The sequence below is a fragment of the Bacteroides sp. M10 genome (assembly GCF_014334015.1).
Taxonomy (GTDB): domain Bacteria; phylum Bacteroidota; class Bacteroidia; order Bacteroidales; family Bacteroidaceae; genus Bacteroides; species Bacteroides intestinigallinarum.
The window spans coordinates 3477204-3502527 of the sequence record NZ_CP060488.1 but is presented as its reverse complement, the minus strand read 5'-3'; the positions used below and the strand labels follow the sequence as shown (position 1 = coordinate 3502527).

Annotated in this window: 16 protein-coding genes; 4 read left to right on the top strand and 12 right to left on the bottom strand. The window is 43.5% G+C overall.

Annotated elements, in window-relative coordinates; all coding sequences use genetic code 11:
• Positions 1-42 precede the first annotated feature (42 nt).
• Positions 43-1065 (bottom strand): FecR family protein, encoded by a 1023-nt coding sequence (locus tag H8796_RS12335; protein WP_117937270.1) that lies wholly within the window; start codon positions 1063-1065, stop codon positions 43-45.
• Positions 1066-1199: 134 nt separating this feature from the next.
• Here H8796_RS12335 and H8796_RS12330 point away from each other — a divergent pair, with 134 nt between their 5' ends.
• Positions 1200-1775 carry an RNA polymerase sigma-70 factor gene (locus tag H8796_RS12330; protein ID WP_117937268.1) on the top strand — a complete coding sequence of 192 codons (576 nt, stop codon included), beginning with the start codon at positions 1200-1202 and terminating at the stop codon, positions 1773-1775.
• A 315-nt stretch (positions 1776-2090) separates the two neighbouring features.
• Here the strand turns inward: H8796_RS12330 and H8796_RS12325 are convergent, their stop codons facing one another.
• The 3 genes from H8796_RS12325 to H8796_RS12315 form a co-directional block, all read right to left on the bottom strand.
• Positions 2091-3989, bottom strand: coding sequence for a HAMP domain-containing sensor histidine kinase (locus H8796_RS12325; protein ID WP_117937266.1), 1899 nt, complete (start codon positions 3987-3989; stop codon positions 2091-2093).
• A 116-nt stretch (positions 3990-4105) separates the two neighbouring features.
• Positions 4106-6742, bottom strand: a complete 2637-nt coding sequence (locus H8796_RS12320; protein ID WP_117937264.1) for a valine--tRNA ligase — start codon at positions 6740-6742, stop codon at positions 4106-4108.
• A 64-nt stretch (positions 6743-6806) separates the two neighbouring features.
• Entirely contained in the window at positions 6807-7445 is a 639-nt protein-coding gene (locus H8796_RS12315) for a hypothetical protein (protein WP_074909407.1), read from the bottom strand.
• A 140-nt stretch (positions 7446-7585) separates the two neighbouring features.
• Between H8796_RS12315 and H8796_RS12310 the strand changes: the two genes are divergently transcribed.
• Positions 7586-8641 (top strand): DUF3810 domain-containing protein, encoded by a 1056-nt coding sequence (locus tag H8796_RS12310; protein WP_117937262.1) that lies wholly within the window; start codon positions 7586-7588, stop codon positions 8639-8641.
• Positions 8642-8653: 12 nt separating this feature from the next.
• Positions 8654-9442, top strand: a complete 789-nt coding sequence (mazG, locus tag H8796_RS12305; RefSeq protein ID WP_008775510.1) for a nucleoside triphosphate pyrophosphohydrolase — start codon at positions 8654-8656, stop codon at positions 9440-9442.
• A gap of 107 nt (positions 9443-9549) precedes the next feature.
• On the opposite strand, the gene H8796_RS12300 is transcribed toward mazG, so the two are convergent.
• From H8796_RS12300 to rpsA, 6 genes are all read right to left on the bottom strand, one after another.
• Positions 9550-10017 (bottom strand): hypothetical protein, encoded by a 468-nt coding sequence (locus H8796_RS12300; RefSeq protein ID WP_117937260.1) that lies wholly within the window; start codon positions 10015-10017, stop codon positions 9550-9552.
• Positions 10018-10044: 27 nt separating this feature from the next.
• Positions 10045-10425, bottom strand: coding sequence for a hypothetical protein (locus H8796_RS12295; protein WP_032852890.1), 381 nt, complete (start codon positions 10423-10425; stop codon positions 10045-10047).
• Positions 10426-10472: 47 nt separating this feature from the next.
• Positions 10473-11024, bottom strand: coding sequence for an RNA polymerase sigma factor (locus H8796_RS12290; RefSeq protein WP_004304634.1), 552 nt, complete (start codon positions 11022-11024; stop codon positions 10473-10475).
• A 24-nt stretch (positions 11025-11048) separates the two neighbouring features.
• The gene (locus H8796_RS12285) at positions 11049-12590 is read right to left on the bottom strand and encodes a L,D-transpeptidase family protein (RefSeq protein ID WP_233530381.1); all 1542 of its coding nucleotides are present in this window, start codon (positions 12588-12590) and stop codon (positions 11049-11051) included.
• Positions 12580-13518, bottom strand: coding sequence for a ribonuclease Z (locus H8796_RS12280; protein WP_117610895.1), 939 nt, complete (start codon positions 13516-13518; stop codon positions 12580-12582). The genes H8796_RS12285 and H8796_RS12280 overlap by 11 nt, the downstream gene beginning before the upstream one ends.
• Before the next feature lie 154 nt (positions 13519-13672).
• Positions 13673-15475, bottom strand: coding sequence for a 30S ribosomal protein S1 (rpsA, locus tag H8796_RS12275; RefSeq protein ID WP_004301842.1), 1803 nt, complete (start codon positions 15473-15475; stop codon positions 13673-13675).
• A gap of 96 nt (positions 15476-15571) precedes the next feature.
• Between rpsA and H8796_RS12270 the strand changes: the two genes are divergently transcribed.
• Complete coding sequence (locus H8796_RS12270) at positions 15572-21529, top strand: DUF3320 domain-containing protein (protein ID WP_117937256.1); 5958 nt, start codon at positions 15572-15574, stop codon at positions 21527-21529.
• A 1-nt stretch (position 21530) separates the two neighbouring features.
• On the opposite strand, the gene H8796_RS12265 is transcribed toward H8796_RS12270, so the two are convergent.
• On the bottom strand, positions 21531-22661 hold the full coding sequence (locus H8796_RS12265; RefSeq protein WP_117937254.1) for a retron St85 family RNA-directed DNA polymerase: 1131 nt from the start codon (positions 22659-22661) through the stop codon (positions 21531-21533).
• Positions 22662-22866: 205 nt separating this feature from the next.
• Positions 22867-25074: a DUF5686 family protein gene (locus H8796_RS12260; protein WP_175353654.1), complete on the bottom strand. Its 2208-nt coding sequence runs from the start codon at positions 25072-25074 to the stop codon at positions 22867-22869.
• Positions 25075-25324: the final 250 nt, after the last annotated feature.

Sequence of the window (25324 nt, the reverse complement as noted above, 5' to 3'; positions counted from 1 at the left end):
GAGCTCTGTTCTTCATATTATTCGTTTTTTAAGGTTCGTAAATCAATAAATTTCTATTCGACTCTTCTCATCTTTTATATCAGCAGAATCTATGTATCGCCAACGAATTCGGGATGAGATTTTAAAATATTCCAATATTCTTTCTAAACGCTGGTGGGTAAACGTACCTGTAAATGAGTCTCCTTTCAAGCGGTCGTTTTTAATAATGAATTCCACATTATACCGCTTCTCCAACATTCGCAATCCCTCTTTGAGAGGAGTATTCTTGAATATAATCTTTCCCTCTTTCCATGCTATTTCCGACTCGCCGGAGGTGGCATAAAGCTGTACTTTACTGTCTCTTGTATCATAGACCAATTTCTGTCCGGGATCCATCAGTACTTTTTTCGAACCATTGTCAGATGAATAAATAAAACCTATCTTTCCTTCAACCAATGTTGCTGCAATCCGGTCTTCTTTTTCATAAGCCTCTACATTAAAATGAGTTCCCAATACCTCGATCTGTGACTGGTGGGAAGTAGAGACTATAAATTTCTTTTCCGGATTCTTGGCTACTTCAAAATAAGCTTCTCCCTGCAATGTTACATTTCTCGTGTCGCCGTCAAAGCGTGAGGGATAACTCAAGGTAGATTCGGAATTCAGGAAAACTAATGTGCCATCGGGCAATGTCAGAGAAGTCATCATTCCGGGATTTGTTTTCACTTCCATCATTTGTGCCAATTCCTGTTCGCTTCCTCCCCAATGTTGTACCATCAGAGTAACGAGAAGTGGAATGAACAGCACTGCTGCCGCACGTTGCGCCCATTCCCACCATGTCGTTTTCCTTTGTCTGTTACCTGTCATTCTACTTTTCACCTTTGTCAATGCTTTCTCTGTGTCGACTTTCGTCATGATGTGAACAGTATCTGTAGCAAGATAGAGAGCATGTATCTGTTTGGCCATCCGCCGGTTTTCTTCCGACTCATCCATCCACGTCTCAACTTGCAGACGCTCTTCTTCCGTTGCCAGTCCCTCACAATAACGGGGAAGCAATTCTTCTATTGTATTTTTATCAGTCTTATCCATATTCGTATTTTATTGCCTTTTACTATAAGACAAGAGAGACTTGTGGGATTCCTAAACCAAATCTCATTTTTTTTCAGAAAATCTTTGTTTTCTTATAAAAAAGCTATATTTGCAGTGAAATATCAAACTAATACATGAAAGAAGTTCACCTGTCAGAAAGCAATTTCCTATTATCTGCTATACAGCGAGGCGACCAAAAAGCATTCGATGCACTGTTTCGGAGGTATTATCCGGCACTGTGTGCCTACGGCCATCGCTTCGTAGATCTGGAAGATGCGGAAGAAATTGTGCAGGATTCTCTTTTATGGATTTGGGAGAACAGAGAAAATTTGTTTATCGAAACCTCGCTTAGTTCGTACCTCTTTAAAATGATATACCGCAAAGCTCTGAACAAGCTTGCACATATTGACGCCACTCAACGTGCCGACACTCGATTTTATGAAGAAATGCAGGAGATGCTACAAGATACGGATCTTTATCAAGTCGAAGAATTGACACAACGTATCAAAAATGCCATTGCCATATTACCGGAAAGTTACCGGGAAGCTTTTGTGATGCATCGGTTCCGGGATATGAGTTATAAAGAAATAGCGGAAATTCTGGGAGTATCTCCCAAAACAGTAGATTACCGCATTCAACAAGCATTAAAGCAACTACGTATAGATTTAAAGGATTATCTGCCTTTATTGCTACCGATTCTATTTCCTTAAAATAAACCTACTATCTATTTTCTGATCTATTACGATCTATTTACTAAAGTACTAATAGACAACTTCCTTTGTATTAGGGATAAACTTACATTCCCCTACTGCCAAACTTCTTTTTGACCGGGAGAAAACTATAATTGCAAGCTTCATTTATAAAACTGCAAGTTCCGGTTATATAATTGCAAGTTTCGTTTATACAATCAGAACTTGCGTTTATAGTTTCTTCTTAGTCAAAGACAACTTATCCAATAAGGGAAAGGAAGTTTGCAATAAGAGCATAGCAACTTATCTACTGATAGATTGGAGAGAAGTAAAGCATTAATTCTGCCGATAAGGTAAGGTAAACCAGAAAGTAGATCCTTTGTTCTCTTTCGACTCCACTCCTATTTTCCCTCCCAGGCGGTCTACAATCGTATGGCAGATAGAAAGTCCCAGTCCGGTACCTTGCACAAAGGAATTGTACTTCACAAACCGTTCGAAGACATGAATACACTGTTCAGAAGACATTCCACAGCCAGTATCCGACACATAAAAATAAATCGTTTCGGAGCCTAGCAGACGATACCCCATACGAATGGTACCCACTTCTGTAAATTTGATGGCATTAACAATGAAATTGGTAAGTAACTGAATCAAACGGTTCTTATCCGTATATAATGTACATTCAGGCAGTCTCTCCGCAAATGTGAAAGTCACATTATTGTGTCGCAGACGTAGCTGCATACTCTGCTCGATTTCTTCAAGCGTCTGATTCACATCAATCAAGGCAGGGTAGAAATCAAATGTACCGGCTTCAATCTTCGACAAATCCAGAATATCATTAATCAACTGGAGCAACAAATCCGTATTTGTTTCAATGAGGTCTGCATATTCGGACATTTCTTCACGGTTTTCGACATGAGGAAGCATATTGGAGAATCCTACAATAGCATTCAAGGGCGTACGTATCTCATGACTCATATTTGCCAGGAATGCGGATTTCAATTGATTGGCCTGTTCCGCTTTTTCCATTGCTTCATGCAGACGACTATATGCTTTCCGAAGAATGCTGATATAATATATGATAGCAACAATCAGAATTAACAGGAAGATGGAACAGACAATAATTTCAACAGAATACTGCTGAAAAAAAGTCTTGGGCTCATTGACATAAACAGCATCGGCCGGGTAACGGTATGACGGTATATTATGAGCTTTCAATACCGGATAACAAAGATAGGCACTTCCTTTCCCTCCCACTCCACCGGGAATATTCCGGGCCTGTTCACCTTTCAATATCCGATCAAGAATCTCCAGCAGAGAATCACTGAAAGATTCTGCCGAGACATAATATCCTCCCGCAAAAGTATTGTTCGATAAATCTTCGTGAGAAAGCAGGAACAGAGGCGAAGGAGCAAAATTAGTGATAATCTCCTGAATGTGATCGAAGAGATAGTTGTTATCATTCTCGTTATGCGACTCAAACCATGAATAATAGATAATCCCCGTATTGGATTTATAGCTGCGCAACGTATCGAGTAGCATTTCCGTGGATAATTGAGTGGTGGAAAGAAGTTCCAGACGCAAATCAGGAAAGTTTTCCTCTACGGCTTCTTTCACATCTCGGCGGGTTTCTTCACTGATATACCGATCATCTGAAATAAAAGCCAGACGTTCCATGTCAGGTATCAGTTTATAAATTAAATCTACGGTCTCCTTAACGTAATAATGCTGCTTCAAAGAAGTGATATTATATTCCCGTCTCCATTCCTCCGCAGAAACACTGTTACTTTCTGTGAGTGGAGCATGAGACAGCAGGATATCCAGAGAAGCAGGCAGACGATCGCGGGCATTTGTCACAACCACCGGGACATCTTTCCATACATCATCAAACAATTCACGGCAAACAATCCATCCCGGATCTCCAATCATCACGATAGCAGTGGGAGGCTCCGGATACTTCTGACGCAAATGGGTGACTACGGCATTCGCCTCCATCTCATTCACCAGAGCAGGTACGGAAAGCGACTCCGCCTTCACAGAAATTCCTTGTTTCTGAAGAGCAGATTGAAGACACCAATAAAAGTTTTTAGCCCAAGGCAGATTGAAATTAATCGAGTTTAAAACCAGTACTTCTTTATTTGTATCTTCGGTTCGGGCTGACGCAGGTGATAAGAATCCTTCAATAAAAAGGAATAATCCAAGGAAGAATGGAATGATCCGTAACGATTGTTTCATTTGTGGTATTCTATAAATAGCGGAAGCAAAGATAGTATTAATTTCTTTAGTGCAAAAAAAGGCATCCCAAAACGAATTGAGATGCTCTTTATTATATAAAATTAAGTATCAAAGGATTATGATTTCTTCAAAGCCGCAATACTTTCTTTCAAAGAATTAATGATACTCTCTGCATCGGCTTGCTTCTTACGTTCCAGTTCAAGAACGGCAGCCGGAGCATTATTGACGAATTTCTCGTTGCTAAGTTTCTTCATCACTCCCTGCAAGAATCCTTCTTTATGCTTCAACTCGGCTTCCATACGGGCGATTTCGGCTTCCACATCAATCTTATTGCCCAATGGCACGGCAAATTCGGTCGTTCCTATCATGAAAGATGCAGCGCCTTCTGATTTGCTTTCTACCACTGTTACAGAAGACAGGTTACACATCTTGATAATCACCGGATTCAATTTCTCTACCGGATGAGTGCCTACAACCTGCAATTCGAGTTCTTCTTTCAGAGCAATGTTCTTCTGCAAACGGATGCTACGGACATTACTGATGATTTCCTTAGCTACTTCAAAATCTGCCAGGAACTGTTCATTTGCTCCGACCGGTTCAAACAGTTGAGTAACCATCAGACTTTCACCCGGTTCACGCTCACGCAGTTGTTGCCACAACTCTTCTGTGATAAATGGCATAAAAGGATGCAGCAATTCAAGCAGACGCTCGAAAGAGCTAAGAACCATACTATAAATAAAGCCATTAACAGGCTGTCCATAAGCAGGTTTCACGATTTCCAACAGCCAGGAAGAGAATTCATCCCAAAACAGTTTGTAAACCAGCATCAACGCTTCGCTCAAACGATATTTGGAGAAGAGATCGGCCACTTCAACAGCTGCCGCATCCAGTCTTTGGTCAAACCACTGAACTGCCAGATGTGCATCGGTAGGAATCGCAATAGTACCTTTGGCATTTGTCCAGCCCTTAATCAGACGGAAAGCATTCCATATCTTGTTGCAGAAGTTACGTCCCTGTTCGCAAAGTGCGTCATCGAAAAGAATATCGTTTCCGGCAGGAGCAGAAAGCATCATACCCATACGTACTCCATCGGCTCCGTATTTCTCGATCAACTCTAACGGGTCGGGAGAATTGCCGAGTGACTTGGACATTTTACGTCCCAGTTTATCACGAACGATCCCTGTGAAGTAAACGTTCTTAAACGGCATCTGTCCTTCGTACTCGTAGCCTGCCATAATCATACGGGCTACCCAGAAGAAGATAATATCCGGTCCTGTCACAAGGTCGCTGGTCGGATAGTAATAGTTGATTTCTTCGTTACCCGGATTGTTGATTCCATCGAACAAAGAGATAGGCCACAACCAGGAAGAGAACCAGGTATCCAGACAATCTTCGTCCTGACGGAGATCTTCGATTGTCAAGGCAGCATTGCCGGTTTTCTCTTTCGCTTTTGCCAATGCTTCTTCTGCTGTAGCAGCTACCACATAACCGCCCTCCGGGAGGAAATAAGCAGGAATGCGATGTCCCCACCACAACTGACGGCTGATACACCAGTCTTTGATGTTCTCCATCCAGTGGCGGTAGGTATTCTTGTATTTTGCAGGATAGAACTTCAGTTCATCGTTCATTACCGGAGGCAATGCCATGTCTGCAAAATGCTGCATCTTGAGGAACCATTGCATAGATAGTTTCGGTTCGATCACTACGTTGGTACGTTCCGAGTAACCTACCTTATTTGTATAGGCTTCTGTCTTGTCCAGCAGTCCGGCAGCTTCGAGGTCTTTCTCTATCTGTTTACGAACGTCAAAACGATCCATGCCGATATACATACCGGCAGCTTCGCTCAATGTACCGTTATCGTTGAAGATATCAATGCTAGGCAGGTTGTACTTTTCACCCAGCATATAGTCGTTTACATCATGGGCCGGGGTTACTTTCAGGCAACCCGTACCGAATTCGATGTCTACATAATCATCCTCAATCACAGGAATGACACGGTTTACCAGCGGAACGATCACTTTCTTTCCTTTCAGCCATTCGTTCTTCGGGTCGTTCGGATTGATACACATAGCCGTATCACCCATAATTGTTTCAGGACGGGTTGTTGCAACAACCGCGTAGCGACCTTCCGGATCACCTTCTACTTTATAGCGGAGGTAATACAGTTTTCCGTGTTCTTCCTTATAGATTACTTCTTCGTCAGAAAGGGCAGTCAAGGCTTTCGGGTCCCAGTTTACCATGCGGACGCCCCGGTAGATCAATCCTTTATCGAACAGATCGACAAATACCTTGATTACACTTTCGCTACGTTTCTCATCCATAGTGAAAGCAGTACGATCCCAGTCGCAGGATGCGCCGAGTTTACGGAGTTGTTTCAGGATAATACCACCGTGCTCGTCTGTCCATTCCCAGGCATGTTTCAAGAATTCGTCACGAGATAGATCGGTTTTCTTGATACCTTGAGAAGCGAGTTTGTTTACAACTTTAGCTTCGGTAGCAATAGAAGCGTGGTCAGTTCCCGGCACCCAGCAAGCATTCTTGCCTTCCATACGGGCACGACGAACTAAAATATCCTGGATGGTATTATTAAGCATGTGTCCCATGTGTAACACACCGGTGACGTTCGGGGGCGGGATGACGATGGTGTAAGGTTCACGGCCATCGGGTTTTGAACTGAATAATTTGTGGTCCAGCCAATACTGGTACCACTTTCCCTCCACGTCAGCGGGATTGTACTTACTTGCTAATTCCATATTGTTTTATGTATATGATAATGTATATTCTAAAAATAACGGGTGCAAAATTAATAATTTAAATTCAAATCTTACCACCCTCGGGGTGTTTCTGTGCACGGAAAGAGAATTTATATCCCTCATAAAGAGCGAATCCGTAGAATAGGGCAGTCATCGACATTACATTTTTCAACAGAATAGAGAATATCTCTCCATAGTCTACACCTGCCAGGACTTGAAAATAACCCATTTCATAATCTTGGGAGATATATCCGATAATAGACAAGAAATCACCTAAGATGCAACTAACCAGAGATAATGCCGCACCGATAATTCCAAAAATGGGACGTATTCCCTTGCCCTGCCGCATCGCAAAACCTACCATGAATCCGATAGCAATGGGCATAAACCCAATCTGGCGACCTGTAGAAACGGAGATCAAACCCCATGCCACCGCACCAACGATGCATGCGACAACTGCACACAATACTCCTTTGGGCAGGTTCTCTTCGGCAAGCATTTCCTCTTCTGTCATGGATACCGGAAAGTCTTCCGGCTTGGGAGGCGCTAATCTTTCCAGTTCCTTATCTTGCTCAAAACTATCACATTCTTCTTCAAAAGCGGGAAGTTCTCCGGTACGTTTACAAACGAGTCCTTTTCCGTTCACAAAATCACGTGACACGCAATTCCTGCAATACTTTTCTATTTCTTCTGATGTAGCCATCTTATCCGGTTTATGTTGAATAACTTTCTCTGATTACGCAGGTGCACAAAGTTACTGTTAACAGATTTTTTGCAAATATAGAGGTATTTTTTCGCGCGACGTTTATTAAATGCATATTTTTGTTGACTGATTTTATACAAATGATGAAAAATAAGCCAAATGTAAGATATTTAGCCTTAGGAGCATTATTAATCCTGGTGTGGCTAACGCAATGGATTCCTGCTCTGGCAACGATCTATTCTCAAACAATCTATCCCCTTATCTCCTACGTCCTGTCGTTTTTTTCCGGTTTATTTCCTTTTGCGATAGGAGACTTATTTATCTTCCTTAGTATCGCGGGCGTGATTATTTATCCTATTTATGCCCGTCTCCGCAAAAAGTTGCCTTGGAAGAAAATTTTATTGCGCGACGGCGAATATCTGTTGTGGATTTATGTATGGTTCTATCTGGCTTGGGGACTGAATTATTCTCAAAAGAACTTTTACCAACGAACCGAAATCCCGTATACAGCCTACACTCCTGAAAATTTTCAGGAGTTCGTTGACGACTATATCACCCAATTAAATCGTTCGTACACCCCTGTAAATAGTATCAACCAGGATTTGATACAGGAAGAAACCGTACGAATCTATAATCAGTTAAGTGATAGCCTGGGCGTACACCGACCTCCGCACGATCATCCGAGAGTAAAGACCATGTTGTTTACTCCATTCATTTCCATGGTAGGAGTAACCGGTAGCATGGGGCCTTTCTTCTGCGAATTCACCCTTAACGGAGATTTACTTCCCGCCAACTATCCTGCCACTTATGCTCATGAACTAGCCCACTTGTTAGGTATCACCAGCGAAGCGGAAGCCAATTTCTATGCCTATCAGGTTTGCACCCGTTCACAGGCGATGGGTATCCGTTTCTCCGGATATTTCTCTGTACTGGGGCATGTATTGGGGAATGTAAAAAGATTACTTTCAGAAGAAGAATATGCAAAACTCTTTCAACGCATCCGGCCGGAAATTATTGAATTAGCCAAGAATAATCAAGCCTATTGGGCTGCCAAGTATAGCCCGATAGTGGGAGCCGTACAGGATTGGATATACGATCTTTACCTAAAAGGAAACAAGATAGAAAGTGGCCGCCAGAACTACTCGGAAGTAGTAGGGTTGTTGATTTCTTACCAGGAATGGAAAAAAATGAATTAAATAGATAGATTTATGTCACATACCAGACAAGAACAGATGGAAGCCTTCGGACGCTTCCTGGACATTCTCGACGAACTGCGTGTTAAATGTCCCTGGGACCGTAAACAGACGAATGAAAGTCTGCGTCCCAACACCATAGAAGAGACTTACGAACTTTGCGATGCCCTGATGAGGGATGACAAGAAAGAAATCTGCAAAGAATTGGGAGACGTATTATTACACGTCGCTTTCTATGCCAAGATAGGCTCGGAAACAGGAGATTTTGACATCAAAGATGTTTGCGACAAGTTGTGCGATAAGCTGATTTTCCGCCATCCGCATGTGTTCGGAGAGGTGAAAGCAGAGACAGCCGGACAAGTTTCCGAGAACTGGGAACAGTTGAAACTCAAAGAGAAAGATGGAAACAAGAGTGTATTAAGCGGTGTGCCCGCTGCCCTGCCCTCGCTTATCAAGGCTTACCGTATTCAGGACAAAGCCCGCAATGTAGGTTTCGACTGGGAAGAACGGGAACAGGTTTGGGATAAAGTGAAAGAAGAAATAGGTGAGTTTCAGGAGGAAGTGGCCAACATGGATAAAGAGAAGGCAGAAGCTGAATTCGGCGACGTGATGTTCAGCCTCATCAATGCGGCACGCCTTTATAAAATCAACCCCGATAATGCACTGGAACTTACCAACCAGAAGTTTATCCGTCGTTTCAATTATCTGGAAGAGCACACCATCAAGGAAGGAAAAAGTCTGAAAGATATGTCTCTCGAAGAGATGGATGCCATTTGGAATGAAGCAAAGAAAAAAGGACTGTAACTTCCTTACCGGCATAAAAAAAACAGAGGTTCTATTCCCACCGGACAGAGCCTCCATTTTACTCAAACAGAACGTCTGTTCATACGAATCAGACGCTCTGTTTTTCTTTATTTCTTCTTTGAATCGTCTCCCTTGTCTTTGCTACGATTCATACCTTTTATCATTTCGCGGTGAAAACGCATCTCTGCACGTTGCACGAGAAAAATCTTCTTGCTTGAAAGAATCTTTTTAAACTTACCCAAATAAGTTTTATCAAGCTGGTCGGCAGCAATACGGTTGTTGGCTACTTTCTCGTTGATTTCTGCATATTGAGCTTCCGTCGTTTTATCATCCTTGCCTTTGCGCATCAAATCCCATGACTCATCATTCAGTTTCTTCTTTTTATCCTGGAGTTCAAAATAAACGGGAAAGAACTTGGCTGCTTCTTCTTTATTCAATCCAGCCTGTTCGATAATGAAAGCTTTTTGTTTCTCCCTGAACTCCTCCCGGGATAAGTGCTGATCACATCCATCAGCAGCCCAAAGAACAGGCATAAAGCCACATAACAAAACGACCAATGCGATAAGTTTTCTCATTTTCTGTATTCAATCAGTTTTTATAAATCATTCTACACTTGCGTCACTCAAATAAACATATAACGAATAATCATCCAGCATGGCACGATCCACTGCTACATCAATCATTTCGTCAGATACGACTACTTCAGTATCCACTTCTGTCACCGCTACATCATCTGCTGTAGCAGGTTTATGGTCTGTTGACGCCACCCGGATAATCAAGGCCGCCCCTACAAACATAGCTGCCATATAGAGCAATGGTTTCAGTCTTGTCCATGTGCTGACAGGCTCTTCCTTAAAAGCAACTTTCTCTTTTTCAGGAAGTTTATTCATTACCTCCGAAGTCAGGTTCTCAAAGTAACCATCGGGCACTTTGAAGGAATTTTCCTTTCCAAGCTTCTTCAATAAAATATCTTCTTCTTTCATACGTTTTTCTCCTCTCTTTTCATTAGACAGTGTCTCATTTAAAAGGTTTAATCTATTTCTTCTAAAAACTTCTCAATTTTCTTCACCGCATGATGATAAGATGCTTTCAGTGCACCGACCGACGTGCCGAAGATTTCCGACATCTCTTCGTACTTCATTTCCTGATAGTATTTCAGGTTGAACACCATACGCTGCTTTTCGGGCAAAGTCTGCAAGGCTTTTTGCAAGCACATCTGTATCTTGTCGCCCGAGAAGTAGGCGTCACTTTCCAGCTTTTGCACAACTACTGCTTCGGGATCGTCAATATCCACGGTAGTCATGGCACGCTGCTTATTCAGAAAGGTAAGACACTCATTCAGCGCGATGCGATAGAGCCAGGTCGACAGCTTCGCCTCGGCACGGAAATAATCGATATTCGTCCATGCCTTGATGAAAGTGTTTTGCAGGAGATCGTTCGCATCCTCATGCGACAGTACCATCCGGCGGATTTGCCAATACAATTGCTCGCTATATTGCCCCACAATCATTTCAAATCCTTTCCGCTGTGTACTCTCCTCCTGAAGGAGTTTCAGAACTTCGCGTTCGTTATAAGGGATCATAATCTCTCGTATCTGTATGTTTATTTATGGTTTCAAATTCAGGTTATTCATCGCCTCTAGTAAGGACGGATCATATTTATAAATGTCCTCACAATACCTCAAATTATTATCGGCAGACAGATAAATCGTCTGATAATCTATAAATAAAGGTATATATTGTTCCAAACTATAATGTTTCAATTCACGATAAGCCGCACTGATGGGCAGCTTCTTTCCCTCTTCGCTCACCGGCTTGATATCCATTGCAATACGAATACGGTCTTCCAACAATTCATCCGGCTCTTTCAACAGGAAGAACGCGAAGTCGAGTGCTTTTTGAAGACGGACGCAACCGTGGCTCACCGCACGATTATTCCGTGTAAAAGCCCACCGTGACGGAGTATCATGCAGATATACGGAATGAGGATTGGGAAAACGGAAGATGATACGTCCCAACGAGTTCCCGGTTTTGTTATCCTGCTTCACCGTATAAGGCACACCACTTCCTGCATACTTCGCCCATTTAATACTGTGTGGATCTACCTGCGTACCATTCTTATCGTATACCTTCATGCGGTTACGGGTAAAATACGTCGTATCTCTGCGGTAAGTAGGGATAATCTCTTTCCGGATTATGCTTTGAGGCACATTCCAATAGGGATTCAGTTCCATATAATAAATCCTGCTTGACAATAGAGGAGTTTTATTCTTCACAGTCCCTACACAAATACGCATCTCCAGAATAGAGTCTGTTTCTTCGTTGACAGCCTGCAACATAAATGCCGCCACATTGGCTATCACATATTTCTGTCCTTTATCCAATGCATATTGCCAACGTGCCCGCTCCATGTTTACCAATAGACGGTCGCGATAATAATCCGTAGTATCTGTCACTCCCCAGCCATTCACACGAACCAGCTCTTCCTGCATCTTATGATAAAGCGGAGAAGAGGGTTGCGCCCTACGAAAAGCGGTGTTAGGATTTGCACGCAAAGAGTCGAGAGCAGCCATCGCAAACTTCACATCACATTGTTTCAAAGGAATGTGGTCGATTGAATCATTCCATCTGCGCTCCGAAGGCAGGAATCCAAACTTCAATTGACACACATACGAGAGATAGGCGGCTGTCAACTGATATTCCACGTCTGCCAACAGACGGTTCATCGTCTTCCCTTCGCGCAGATTCAAGGTTCGTATCTGTTGCAATTCCTCACGGATGCTATCAACAGGATACAGGTTCGGATTAACTCCATGTTGCGAAATGTTTCCTAACCAGAATAACATCGAGTCCGCCACCTGTACGGCAGGTTTATCGGATATGAGAGAATCGTTCAGCCAAAAGAATTCATCCTTTTCCTGATAATGTGCCAGCAAAACCGAATCCCAGGGAGTTACCGGATTTTCGTTCAGGCAAATACGAATCATCTGATGAATGCTGTCTGCATTTATTTGATAAGCAGGATGGAACAGTTCCCGGAGGGAAGACAAAGAATCCGGTATCGGAGATTGAGGTTTCTCTTTTTTACAGGCTGCCAGGCAACCGAAGAGCAGGATGATTACTCCCCAGAGCAGTCGACTACTTTTCATAGACAGTCCCTCCATCAACGTCAATACACAAATTTTCTTTTGCTAAAATGGTTTGTGGAAAAATGGCGGACGCTTCATGAAGTAAGACAGATTCATCTTCATAACGGGCGGAAAAATGTCCGATCACCAGTTGTCTCACATTGGCGTCCAAAGCAAGCTGCGCAGCTTGTGCAGCAGTGGTATGATAAGTTTCCTTGGCGCGTGCCTGCTCGGTCTGTGCAAAGGTGGCCTCATGGAAAAGCAAATCTACATTTTTAATTTGTTCAACAAGGGACGGACGATAGATTGTATCGGAACAATAAGCATATTTACGCGCCGGAGCCGAAGGGCGGGTTAAACGTAAATTGGGTATTACTTCTCCCTCGGGAGTTACAAAATCCGCTCCGTTCTTGATGCGGTTCAGTTCATAGACCGGGACTTTATAAAAGTCTACCATGTCTCTGATGATATGATTAGGACGCTGTTTTTCTTCAAAAAGGAAACCACAACAGGGAATACGGTGTTTCAAGGGAATCGTCGTCACAGTCACCGAACGGTCATCGTAAATGAGCATCGGCTCCTTCGTTTCGAATTCGTGAAAGAATACTTTGTAGGTCAGAGTCTTGCAAAAGAAAGCGAGCATCGGTGCAAACAATTCTTCTAACCCCCGTGGAGAATGGATATGCAAATCGGCAGTTCTCCCCAATAATCCGAATGTAGAGATCAATCCCGGTAATCCGAAACAGTGGTCACCATGTAAATGAGAGATAAAGATATGGTTCAACCGGGAAAATTTCAGCCGGGAACGGCGTAGCTGCATCTGTGCCCCTTCACCACAATCAATCATAAAAAGCTTTTCACGCAAATTCACGACTTGAGAGGTCGCAAAATGTCGCGTGGTAGGCAAAGCGGAGCCGCATCCCAATATATGTAACTCGAATTTTTCCATGGTATGCAAAGATAAAGTATTTCATATTCAATCTTGCAAAGGAAACGAAAATATTTCACCATAGATTATATAGATGTACGCAGACAAGCATAGATAAACAAAAAAAAGCGCCCCCAAACGGGAGCGCCTTTCATTGGAAAATATTCTATTCAGATTATTTCTTTCCTTCCAACTGTTCTTTCAATGCAGCAAGAGCGTCGATATCGCCCAGCGTAGTTGAAGCAGCCTGGTTCTGGATCATCGGAGAATCTTCTCTCTTGTTGCTAGAAGATGACTTCTTAGCACCAGAAGCAGCTTTCTTTTCTGCTCTTTCTTCAGCCTTAGCTACATCTTCGAAGATACGGCTGTGAGACAGGATGATTCTCTTAGCGTCTTTGTTGAACTCGATCACTTTGAATTCAAGTTTCTCATCCAACTGTGCTTGTGAACCGTCTTCTTTTACAAGGTGTTTCGGAGTTGCGAAACCTTCTACACCGTAAGGAAGAGCTACAACAGCACCCTTATCCAACATTTCGATGATTGTACCTTCGTGTACAGAACCTACGGTGAACACAGTTTCGAATACATCCCAAGGATTTTCTTCGAGTTGTTTGTGGCCAAGGCTCAAACGACGGTTTTCTTTGTCGATTTCCAATACCTGAACTTCGATGTCAGCACCAATCTGAGTAAATTCTGATGGGTGTTTTACTTTCTTAGTCCAAGAAAGGTCAGAGATGTGGATCAAGCCGTCAACACCTTCTTCGATTTCTACGAATACACCGAAGTTAGTGAAGTTACGAACTTTTGCAGTATGCTTAGAACCTACAGGATACTTTTCTTCGATAGTTTCCCATGGATCTTGTTTCAGTTGTTTGATACCCAAAGACATCTTACGTTCTTCGCGGTCAAGTGTCAGCACAACAGCTTCTACTTCGTCGCCTACCTTCATGAAATCTTGTGCAGAACGCAGGTGTTGGCTCCAAGACATTTCTGAAACGTGGATCAAACCTTCTACGCCCGGAGCGATTTCGATGAATGCACCGTAGTCAGCCATAACAACCACTTTACCTTTCACCTTGTCACCTACCTTCAAGTCAGTGTCAAGCGCATCCCATGGGTGCGGAGTCAGTTGTTTCAAGCCAAGAGCGATACGTTTCTTTTCGTCATCGAAGTCAAGGATAACAACGTTGAGCTTCTGATCCAGTTCAACCACTTCTTTCGGATCGCTAACACGTCCCCAAGAAAGGTCAGTGATGTGGATCAAACCATCTACGCCACCAAGGTCGATGAATACACCGTAAGATGTGATATTTTTAACAGTTCCTTCAAGAACCTGTCCTTTTTCAAGTTTACCGATAATTTCTTTCTTCTGTTGTTCCAGTTCAGCTTCGATAAGAGCCTTGTGAGATACAACAACGTTTTTGAATTCCTGGTTGATTTTAACCACTTTGAATTCCATTGTTTTGCCAACGAATACATCATAGTCGCGGATCGGTTTAACGTCGATCTGAGAACCCGGCAAGAATGCTTCGATTCCGAATACGTCTACGATCATACCACCCTTAGTGCGGCACTTGATGTAACCCTTGATAATTTCTTCATTTTCCAGAGCAGCGTTAACGCGATCCCAAGAACGAGTAGCGCGGGCTTTTCTGTGTGACAGAACGAGCTGTCCTTTTTTGTCTTCCTGATTTTCGATGTATACTTCTACTGTATCACCGATCTTCAGATCCGGATTGTAACGGAACTCATTCAATGGGATGATACCGTCTGATTTGTAACCGATGTTCACAACTACTTCACGCTTGTTCATTGCGATTACGGTTCCGTCAACAACCTCACGGTCGTTCACTTTGTTAAGCGTACCGTCGTAAGCTTTTTCCAGTTCATCGTGGCTAACGTTGGTTACTGTTTCGCCATTTTCATAAGCATCCCAGTTGAAATCTTCAATAGGAGCTACGTTCTTTAAGTTTTCCATTAATAAATAAATTGTTTAATACTTTAATTAAATAAGACATTATATTATCTATAAATCGGGCGCAAAGGTAGGAATATTTTCTTGATTGACAAAAGAATGGCAGAAGAAAAGAGAATTATATCCGTATTTTTTGTAATATTGCAATCTTTAATTTATACAGTTTTTGCCATGGACGAGAGATTGGACAAAGTCAAGGTGCAATGCGACTATTTACCGCTTATTAATTTTGCGATACAACAAAACGGTGCATCAATCATTCATCAGCTTTCTATTGAGAATACAACGCCTGCCCCGCTGAAGGACATTCAGGTACAAATCACGACAGAACCGACTTTCGGAAACGCTGCTCCGATAGCTGTGGCACAGATTCCGCCCAATGAATCGATATGCCTGTCGTCATTCAATCTCACTTTGTCCGCCAACTATTTCACACAGCTGACCGAACGTTTATCCGGCAATCTGAAAATTGAAATTACTTCCGAAGCAGAATCCGTATTCTGCCAAACCTACCCTATCGACATTCTGGCATACGACCAATGGGGAGGGCTCAATGTATTGCCCGAAATGCTGGCCGCTTTCATCACCCCCAATCATACAGCCATTGTGCCGATCATCAAGAGAGCCGCTTCCATCTTGGGACAATGGACTGACAATCCGTCCCTCGACGAATATCAAAGCCGCACTCCGGACCGGGTAAGGAAACAGATGGCCGCCATCTACACGGCTATCACGGAACAACAGATTATATACAGCACCATCCCCGCCAGCTTCGAGGAATATGGGCAACGTGTACGGCTAGCCGACTCCGTGATGGCACAAAAACTGGGAACCTGTCTGGATATGGCTTTGCTCTATGCTTCCTGCCTGGAAGCAATCGGGCTGAATGCTCTCATTATCATCACTCAAGGGCATGCTTTTGCTGGAGCCTGGCTAGTGCCGGAGACTTTCCCGGATCCTACCATTGACGATGTTTCCCTGTTAACCAAACGGACTACCGAAGGAATATACGACATTACTTTAGTTGAAACGACCTGCATGAACATGGGACATTCGTCCGATTTCGACGATGCAGTGAAGAAAGCGAACGGAAAGCTGACGGATGGAAACAGTTTCATTCTTGCCATAGATGTGAAAAGAGCGAGACATTCGGGCATCCGCCCCATCCCCCAACGCATTCTGCACGGGCAGGTATGGGAAGTAGAAGAAAAGGAGACTGACATTCAAAGAAGTGCCGTTCATGCCACTCCGCAAAGTATCAATCCGTATGATTTATCGGGCAATGAAACCCAGGCCGTGATTACCAAACAACTGTTATGGGAAAGACGGTTGCTGGATTTAAGCCTGCGCAACAATCTGCTGAATATCCGGATTACCAAAAACACGCTCCAACTCATCCCGGCTAATCTATCCTGTCTGGAAGATGCATTGGCCGACGGAGAAGAATTCCGCATTCTTCACCGCCCTGCCGATTGGGAAAGTCCGGCGATGGACTTCGGGATTTATTCCTCCATACCAGAGTCTGATCCCATGGTTGGTTTCATCAACTCGGAACTTTCACAGAAAAGGTTACGTTTCTATCTGCCCGAAAACGATTTAGGTAAGGCACTGACTCACTTATACCGCTCTTCGCGTACTTCTATCGAAGAGAATGGAGCCAACACGCTCTATCTGGCTCTCGGACTTTTGAAATGGTACGAGACACCCTCCAGCGAACGTCCACGCTATGCCCCCATCTTGCTATTACCGGTTGAAATTATCCGTAAATCGGCAGCCAAAGGTTACGTAATCCGTTCCCGGGAAGAAGAAACAATGATGAACATCACCTTATTGGAAATGCTTCGCCAAAACTTCGGAATCGCCATATCAGGATTGGACCCGTTGCCTACCGACGAAAGCGGCGTAAACGTCAAGCTGATCTATTCCATTATCCGCAACAGCATTAAGAACCAGCGTAAATGGGACGTGGAAGAGCAAGCGATTCTGGGTATCTTCTCTTTCAACAAGTTCATCATGTGGAATGACATTCACAACAATGCCAACAAACTGGTTCAGAACAAGATTGTGTCCAGCCTCATCAACGGAAAGATAGAATGGGAAGCTGCCACAGAGGAAATAGATGCAACGGATATGGACAAACAAGTGTCGCCCGCAGACATTGTATTACCCATCATCGCCGATTCTTCGCAACTGGAAGCTATCTACGAAGCCGTACACGACAAGACTTTCATCCTGCACGGCCCTCCGGGAACAGGAAAATCGCAAACGATTACCAATATCATCGCCAACGCGCTTTACAAAGGAAAACGTGTCTTATTTGTAGCGGAAAAGATGGCTGCCCTCTCCGTTGTGCAAAACAGGCTGGCAGCTATCGGCCTGGCTCCGTTCTGTCTGGAAATTCATTCCAACAAGACAAAGAAATCCGCCGTTATCTCGCAACTGAAAGAAACTACGGAAATTATCAGGCAGACACCTCCCGAAGAATTCAGAAAGGAAGCGGAACGCCTGCTGAATTTACGGGCGGAATTGAATCAATATATCGAAGCCCTGCATAAAGAATACCCGTTCGGGGTTTCATTATACGACGCCATTATTCATTATCAATCCGTGGACGTCGAATCTTGTTTTGATATTCCACAAGCTTATCTGGATACATTAGATAAAGACACATTTGCCCAATGGGAAGATGCCATCGAGCTGCTAGTCCGGACGGCCAATGCGTGTGGACATCCTTACCAGCATCCATTAACCGGTATCTCGATTACCGAATATTCATCAGCCGTTAAGGAGGAATCCTCCCAACTGCTCACCGGATTTATCGACCTGTTGACCACCATCCGGCAGAAGCTGGATGTATTCTCCATACTTCTAAAAGATACGGATATACACCCTACACGCAAGGATTTCCAGACAATCTCCCACATCATCCGGAGAATACTCGACATTCCGGAACTGACTCCCGGATTGCTGACTTTGCCATTGCTCAACGAAACACTGAATGAATACCGGGAAGTAGTGGTTCACGGACGGAAACGGGATGAACAAAGGAAAGAGATAGAAACCGGATTCACCCAAGAAATCCTGTCCATCAACGCAAAGCAGATGTTAGCCGAATGGAACCGGGTATCCGGTCAATGGTTCCTTCCCAGATATTTCGGACAGCGGAAAATCAGAAAGGCAATCAACATATATGCTTTAAAAACGATTGAAACAGAAGATATCAAACCTCTGCTCCACCGCATTATCCGGTATCAGGAAGAAGCAGAAGCCGTCCGGAAATACATCGGACAACTTCCCTCCCTGTTCGGACGCCCCGGCAAGAACGAGGATTGGAACACCATTGAGCAGATAATCGACGACATGGCTTCCCTTCATTCTCATTTGTTGAACTACGCAAAAGACATTGCCAAAGTTTCGCAAATCAAGCAGAATTTGTCCGCACAACTCACTGAAGGAATTCAAACATTCAGAGATATTCATGCTCATTCTTTCAATGAACTGTATCAACTCGCAGATACACTCACAGCCACTGAAAAGAAATTGTCCGGCATGCTGGGTATCTCGATCGAAGAACTTTATACCGATTCAGCCGACTGGATAACAATTGCCTTATCAAAAGCCCGAACCTGGAAAGAGAACCTCGACAAGCTCAAGGACTGGTATCAGTGGCTACAAGCCTACCAAACCCTGCATAGTCTGGGAATAGGATTTATCGCGACGGAATATAAAGAAAAGAATATTCCTACCGGCCAACTTACAGACAGCTTCCGCAAGAGTTTCTATCAGGCGGCTATCCGGTATATCATTGCCAAAGAGCCGACTCTGGAATTATTCAACGGCAAGATATTCAATGACATCATTGCTAAATACAAACAAATATCCGCCAAATTCGAAGAAACGACCCAAAGAGAATTATTTGCCCGGTTGGCCTCCAACATTCCGTCTTTCACTCAAGAAGCCATCCAAAGTTCCGAAGTGGGTATCCTTCAAAAGAATATCCGCAACAATGCCCGCGGCATATCCATCCGCAAGCTGTTCGACCAGATCCCCACTTTGTTGTCGCGTATGTGCCCGTGTATGCTGATGAGTCCTCTTTCCGTCGCTCAATTCATCGATACGGACGCTGATAAATTTGATTTGATTGTCTTTGATGAAGCCTCACAGATGCCTACTTATGAAGCGGTGGGAGCCATTGCACGGGGTAAAAACGTTATTATCGTAGGCGACCCGAAACAAATGCCTCCTACCAGTTTCTTCTCGGTCAACACCATTGATGAAGACAACATTGAAATGGAAGATTTGGAGAGTATCCTTGACGACTGTCTCGCTCTGTCTATCCCTTCCAAATATTTATTATGGCACTACCGAAGCAAACATGAGAGCCTCATCGCTTTCAGCAACTCCGAATATTACGATAACAAACTGATGACTTTCCCCTCACCGGACAACATTGAATCGAAAGTCAGGATAGTCAACATCAACGGTTACTATGATAAAGGCAAGTCGCGCCAGAACCGGGCGGAAGCTCAAGCAGTGGTGGACGAAATAGCCAGAAGATTGAGAAGCGAGGAATTAAGAAAGAAAAGTATCGGTGTAGTCACTTTCAGCATTGTCCAACAAGCCTTGATAGAAGACTTATTATCCGACCTTTTCATCTTTTACCCCGAACTGGAAACTCTTGCGCTGGAATGCGACGAACCGTTATTTATCAAGAACCTGGAGAATGTACAGGGAGACGAACGCGATGTTATTCTCTTCTCTGTGGGCTATGGCCCGGATGCAGAAGGGCGCGTCAGCATGAATTTCGGACCACTGAACCGGGCAGGCGGCGAAAGAAGATTGAATGTAGCCGTTTCCCGTGCCCGGTATGAGATGATTATCTATTCCACCCTAAGGTCGGATATGATCGACCTGAACCGGACTTCTTCTATTGGAGTAGCCGGACTAAAACGTTTCCTCGAATATGCGGAGAAGGGAACCCGGAGCACCATCAGCAGTGTGCCAAGACAACTGTCGGAAGCAACAGCCTCCATCGAAACGATCATTGCCGACAGACTGCGCTCATTGGGTTACACCGTGCATACAGACATTGGTTGCTCCGGATACAAAATAGACATAGGTATCGTCGACACCGAAAATACCTCTAACTATCAGTTAGGTATTATCTGCGACGGAAAAAACTACAAACGTACCAAGACCGCACGTGACCGGGAAATTGTGCAGAATAATGTATTGAAAGCACTCGGATGGGACATCTACCGGATATGGACAATGGACTGGTGGGAAAAGCCGGACGAAGTAATGGCAACTATCCAAGAGGCTATCGCCCGGAAAAAGAATTCAAAGATCGGCTCAATGACAGCAGCCGAAATCAATTCTACTCCGACAGAAGTGGCAGCACCTGCACCGACGGCACAGATAACCAACAATGAGATTTCATTCGTGCTCAAGGCATCGCCTGTTGCTCCTGAAAAGCAAGCAGCTTCCGTTCTTTCTACGCAAAACCGGATAGAACAAAAGTACAAGTTTGCAAAGATTACCCCATACAGTTATTCACCGGAAGACTTTTTCTTTACGGACAGTTACTCTATCCTCCTCTCCCAAATACGGAAGATTATGGAAAGCGAGGCGCCAATCAGTAAATCTCTGCTCTGTAAGAAAATCCTGTCCGAATGGGGAATCAGCCGCTTGGGAACACGGGTAGAGGCACAGATAGAAACAGCACTCGACACATTGAATATCTATCGCACAGAATACGAAGGACTTGTCTTCTGCTGGAACGACAAAGAGCAATGCGCTTCCTATTCCATCTATCGCCCGGTTTCCGACCGGGAAGCGACAGACATACCACCTGAAGAAATAGCCAATGCCATCCAGCAACTATTGACCGACTCCATCAGCCTGCCTGTGGCAGATTTGATAAAAGCATGCGCACAACAGTTCGGCTTTGCCCGTATGGGATCGAACATAGACGCTGCCATGCAAAGAGGTATTCGCGAAGCTGTGAAAAGGAATTACGCCAAGATAGAAAATGAACGGGTAACGATTGCCAATTAGATTAATACCCTTTCTCCAAATATTTCAAACGGTTAATAGAATCGGATACATACGCATTGTCCGGTTCTATTGACCGCCAATAACAAAGTTCTCCAATCAGCCGTTTCAGATAAACAGGATCACTCGAGCCAATCCGGCGCTGATGTTCCGCCAAGCCTTTCGTCAGGATAAAATAGACATTCTTCCGGATCTCTCTCTTTCTGGCTTTAGGGATTGTCAGTTTCGCACCGGAAGAGACAGATACTCCTGTAATAATCTTCCTGCCATACTCATTGATAAAATGGGTCTTCTTATGATTCGGTTCGAATTTCTCATCACGGATGATCTGTTTAATCCGGGGAATGATTTGTTCTTTGGGGAACAGATCTCCCGAAAAAGTCAAGTCGTCGGCATAGCGAGTATAAGTCAGTCCGTATTCCGCTGCCAGTGCAGCCAATTTCTTGTCCATCTCATACCCCACGATATTGCTTAACGCCGGACTTGTAGGCGCTCCCTGCGGCAAGTGCCTGTACAAGCAGCACAACACTCCCAATACTTTAGACACATTTTCCGGATAACCAATCTTCTCAAATGTCTTTTTCACCCTCCGGCTCCGTATCGAAAAGAAAAAATCATGAATATCCATTTTCAAGACATACCGTTTTCCCAGATGGGGACTGGCATTATCAACCACAGAATGACCGCTCCGGAAACCTACTGCCGCCGGATGAATCATTGTCACAGATGATAATATTCGAGAATTAATAGTGGTTTGAATAGATTGTAATTCTTTGTCAGGAGCAGAAATCATCCGATAACCTCCCTTTCTTTTTCTCATCCAGAACTCCCGGTAATGTTCGGAAACATCCCGTAGAATTTCCTTCAACCGTGCCGTTTCCACTCCCAACAAGTTGGCGCACCAAACAACAGCCGATTCATCAAACTTTTGAACATACTGCGCTCTCGGAACAGTTCCCCCCAAAGCATGCCTAAGCCAGGCTCCGTGTTCCCATTTTACCTTAGTAGTCTTTTCTTCCTTACCACTGCTTGTTGCTTTCCATCTTTTATACCCCTCCTGTTTCCTGCTTGAGGAAATCATCTTATAAACCAGGAAAGCGGTAATAACAATGATCGTTATTAAAATTCCGTCCATTTTGTATATGCATATAAAAAAGAGAGAAGAGAGGATGAGTTATTTACTAAAATAAATTTAGGTATTTATACCTTAGAATTTATTTTCTAGGAAAATACCTGTGCTTATGAGGCGACTACACCTCTTTGATGCTAAATTCTGACCTCATCCTCTCTTATACAAAGATAACTAAAATCTTTCGATAAAACAACCGGAACGAAGAAAACTATCGGTTGAACAACTCAAACGTGAACTTACAGCCTATTCCTCCAAATTTCCAGTTTTCGCTGCTCACAAAAACTCCTACGTCGAAAATATGCGTACCGATGCCATATCCTACTTCCAGATAAGGCTGAAGGTGCGGCATAGAGAGCGCACTGATATAAATACGTTCATTCTGCACATAACGGGTGTACTTCATCAGATGCCGGAGAATAAGGAACGGAGCTTCATAGGTGAAATGCCCCCGTACATAACGGCGGGAGGAGTTATACCAACGTGAGTCAAGCACCTGAAACACGCCACCGATTTCATCATTCCAGCCCATCGGAAGGTTATGCCGGGAGAAATTGGCAAAGTCCACAAAATACAACTCATCCTGATTGGTGAATGCTCCGAATCCGAAACGATAATAAATGTTACGCATCAATCCCATCCGGATTTGATGTTGAAGGTCGAATTCTATCCTTTCATATTCGCCCGTACTCTTGAACACTCCTTTAATACCCCGTTCATAATCGACCGAGAAAGTCGGGTATAAAGAATGGAGGTTAATCTTTCGTTTTCCGTTCATGTAATAATAGAGTCCCGGAGTCCACTCTATCCGGATGCGGGGAGCGAAACTGATATAAGTATTCTTGAATTTATCCATAAATTCCGGAGGCGGCATCGGATAGTCACCGGTAATCACAAAACGGGAAGGCTCTACCGCTGTTCTTTTATGGGCAGAGAAACCCAGACCGATATCCAGTCCGTTGACTACTTCAACGGTATGACGGAAATTGAAATACAAGTCCTTAAAATAATCGAGATGAATTAAATCGAAATTGAAGATACTGTCCGGCATAGCTTTCAGTTCGTCCAGCACTTTACTACTATAAATACGGTTACCGTTACCCACATTCAACCGGAAGAATCCCCGTTTCTGCGGCCAGTATTCAAAATCAGCATTCAATGACCAGTAGAATTCCTTACGCGTAAAGTTGTATCCGAGTTTAGGCACAATGCGAAGTAATTTATCCCCTCTGAAAAGACGGTTATAACGAAAATCCTGTCGATAAGACAAACCGTTGCTTCCACTATAACTGAATAAGAGCGGATTGATAAACGGAGAGAACCGCACACTTCCGATGTTGGACAAGTTGAATTTATAATCTTCTACCATCAAATCACCCATCGTTCCCCAGAAAGCCTGACTCTTGGATTGCTTTTGTACCGTTGTCGTGTCACGCCGAAGCAAATTGTCGGAATATAGTTTCTTCTCGCTTTCGCTCAAAGGGATGGGGCGCATGATGGCAAAGGTAGAAGCATCCGTCTTATAAGCATTCGTATCACACTGCAAAGAGAAGGATTCTGAAAGGTTATAATTCTTCTTTTCTTTCTTACGTACCTTCTTTTCTTTCAATTCGATGGATTTATAATCTAAAGAAGCGGTATAATTACCGTCCACCTTATTTCCGAGAAATTTGAAAAGAGCTTCCACTTCATAACGCACCGGCAGGAATTCATTTTTCTTGCCCACATCTCCCATCTTAATCCAACAGGTAAATGTTATCAGTTCCGATCTCCCCGAAAAACGAATTTCACGAACACTCCAAACGTTACTACTGACCACCATATATCCACCCACCAACTGATCGCTCTTAGTGCGGGGGATAAAACGAACCCGATAATCCAGATTGTTAGGATCTCCCATCACGCTGTCTATCCGGTATTTATAATATTTCTGTCCGTTTTTGGCCAGTGGTGACAATAAGCGTTCATCATTCAATAAAGAAGAAGAGTAGATATTTACATTAAAATACTCGAGCAATCCAGGCAATCCCCTATTTCCTCTCACAGTTCCCTGGGAAGCCTTTACTTTCTGATCGTAAATATTGGGAGCCGTATAATGAAGGTCACTGTATGTTTCAAGCAGATATTCGCGAACACCCTTTTGCAAACGAAACATAGAAGGTACATAACGGAGAATAAAATTCTTCTTCTGAATATCCATCTTACCTTTTATATATAGGTTCGCGCGATAATCACTGACTATCGTTTCATACAAAGGTGCAAAAGTCATCACACGTTCTATAATGGAGTCAGCAGAGATTTCCTGATGGGTATAAGGATTCATTATATAATTATTGGCTGTCCCCTTTGGTATAAAAGAGAACAGACACAATATGCATCCTATCAATATTTTATCTCTCAATCGTCGTATCTCCTTCATTAACGTAGGCAAATATAAAAAAGAATATCGAAAAGCAAGAGAAGTTGGACACTAAAAAGAGTTATCAGAAGAAAACCTTCACATTATTCAAAATAACATGGAGATGAACTAAATCTTTGGCGCGGTTGTCTCGAAATAAATGCAGGAAGCTCTGCATATTCTGCTATTCTCTTCATATATAAAAAACGAAAATCCTCTTTCAACCTATCACCACCTTTCTAAAACTCTTTATTCATCGTGCTTACAGAGC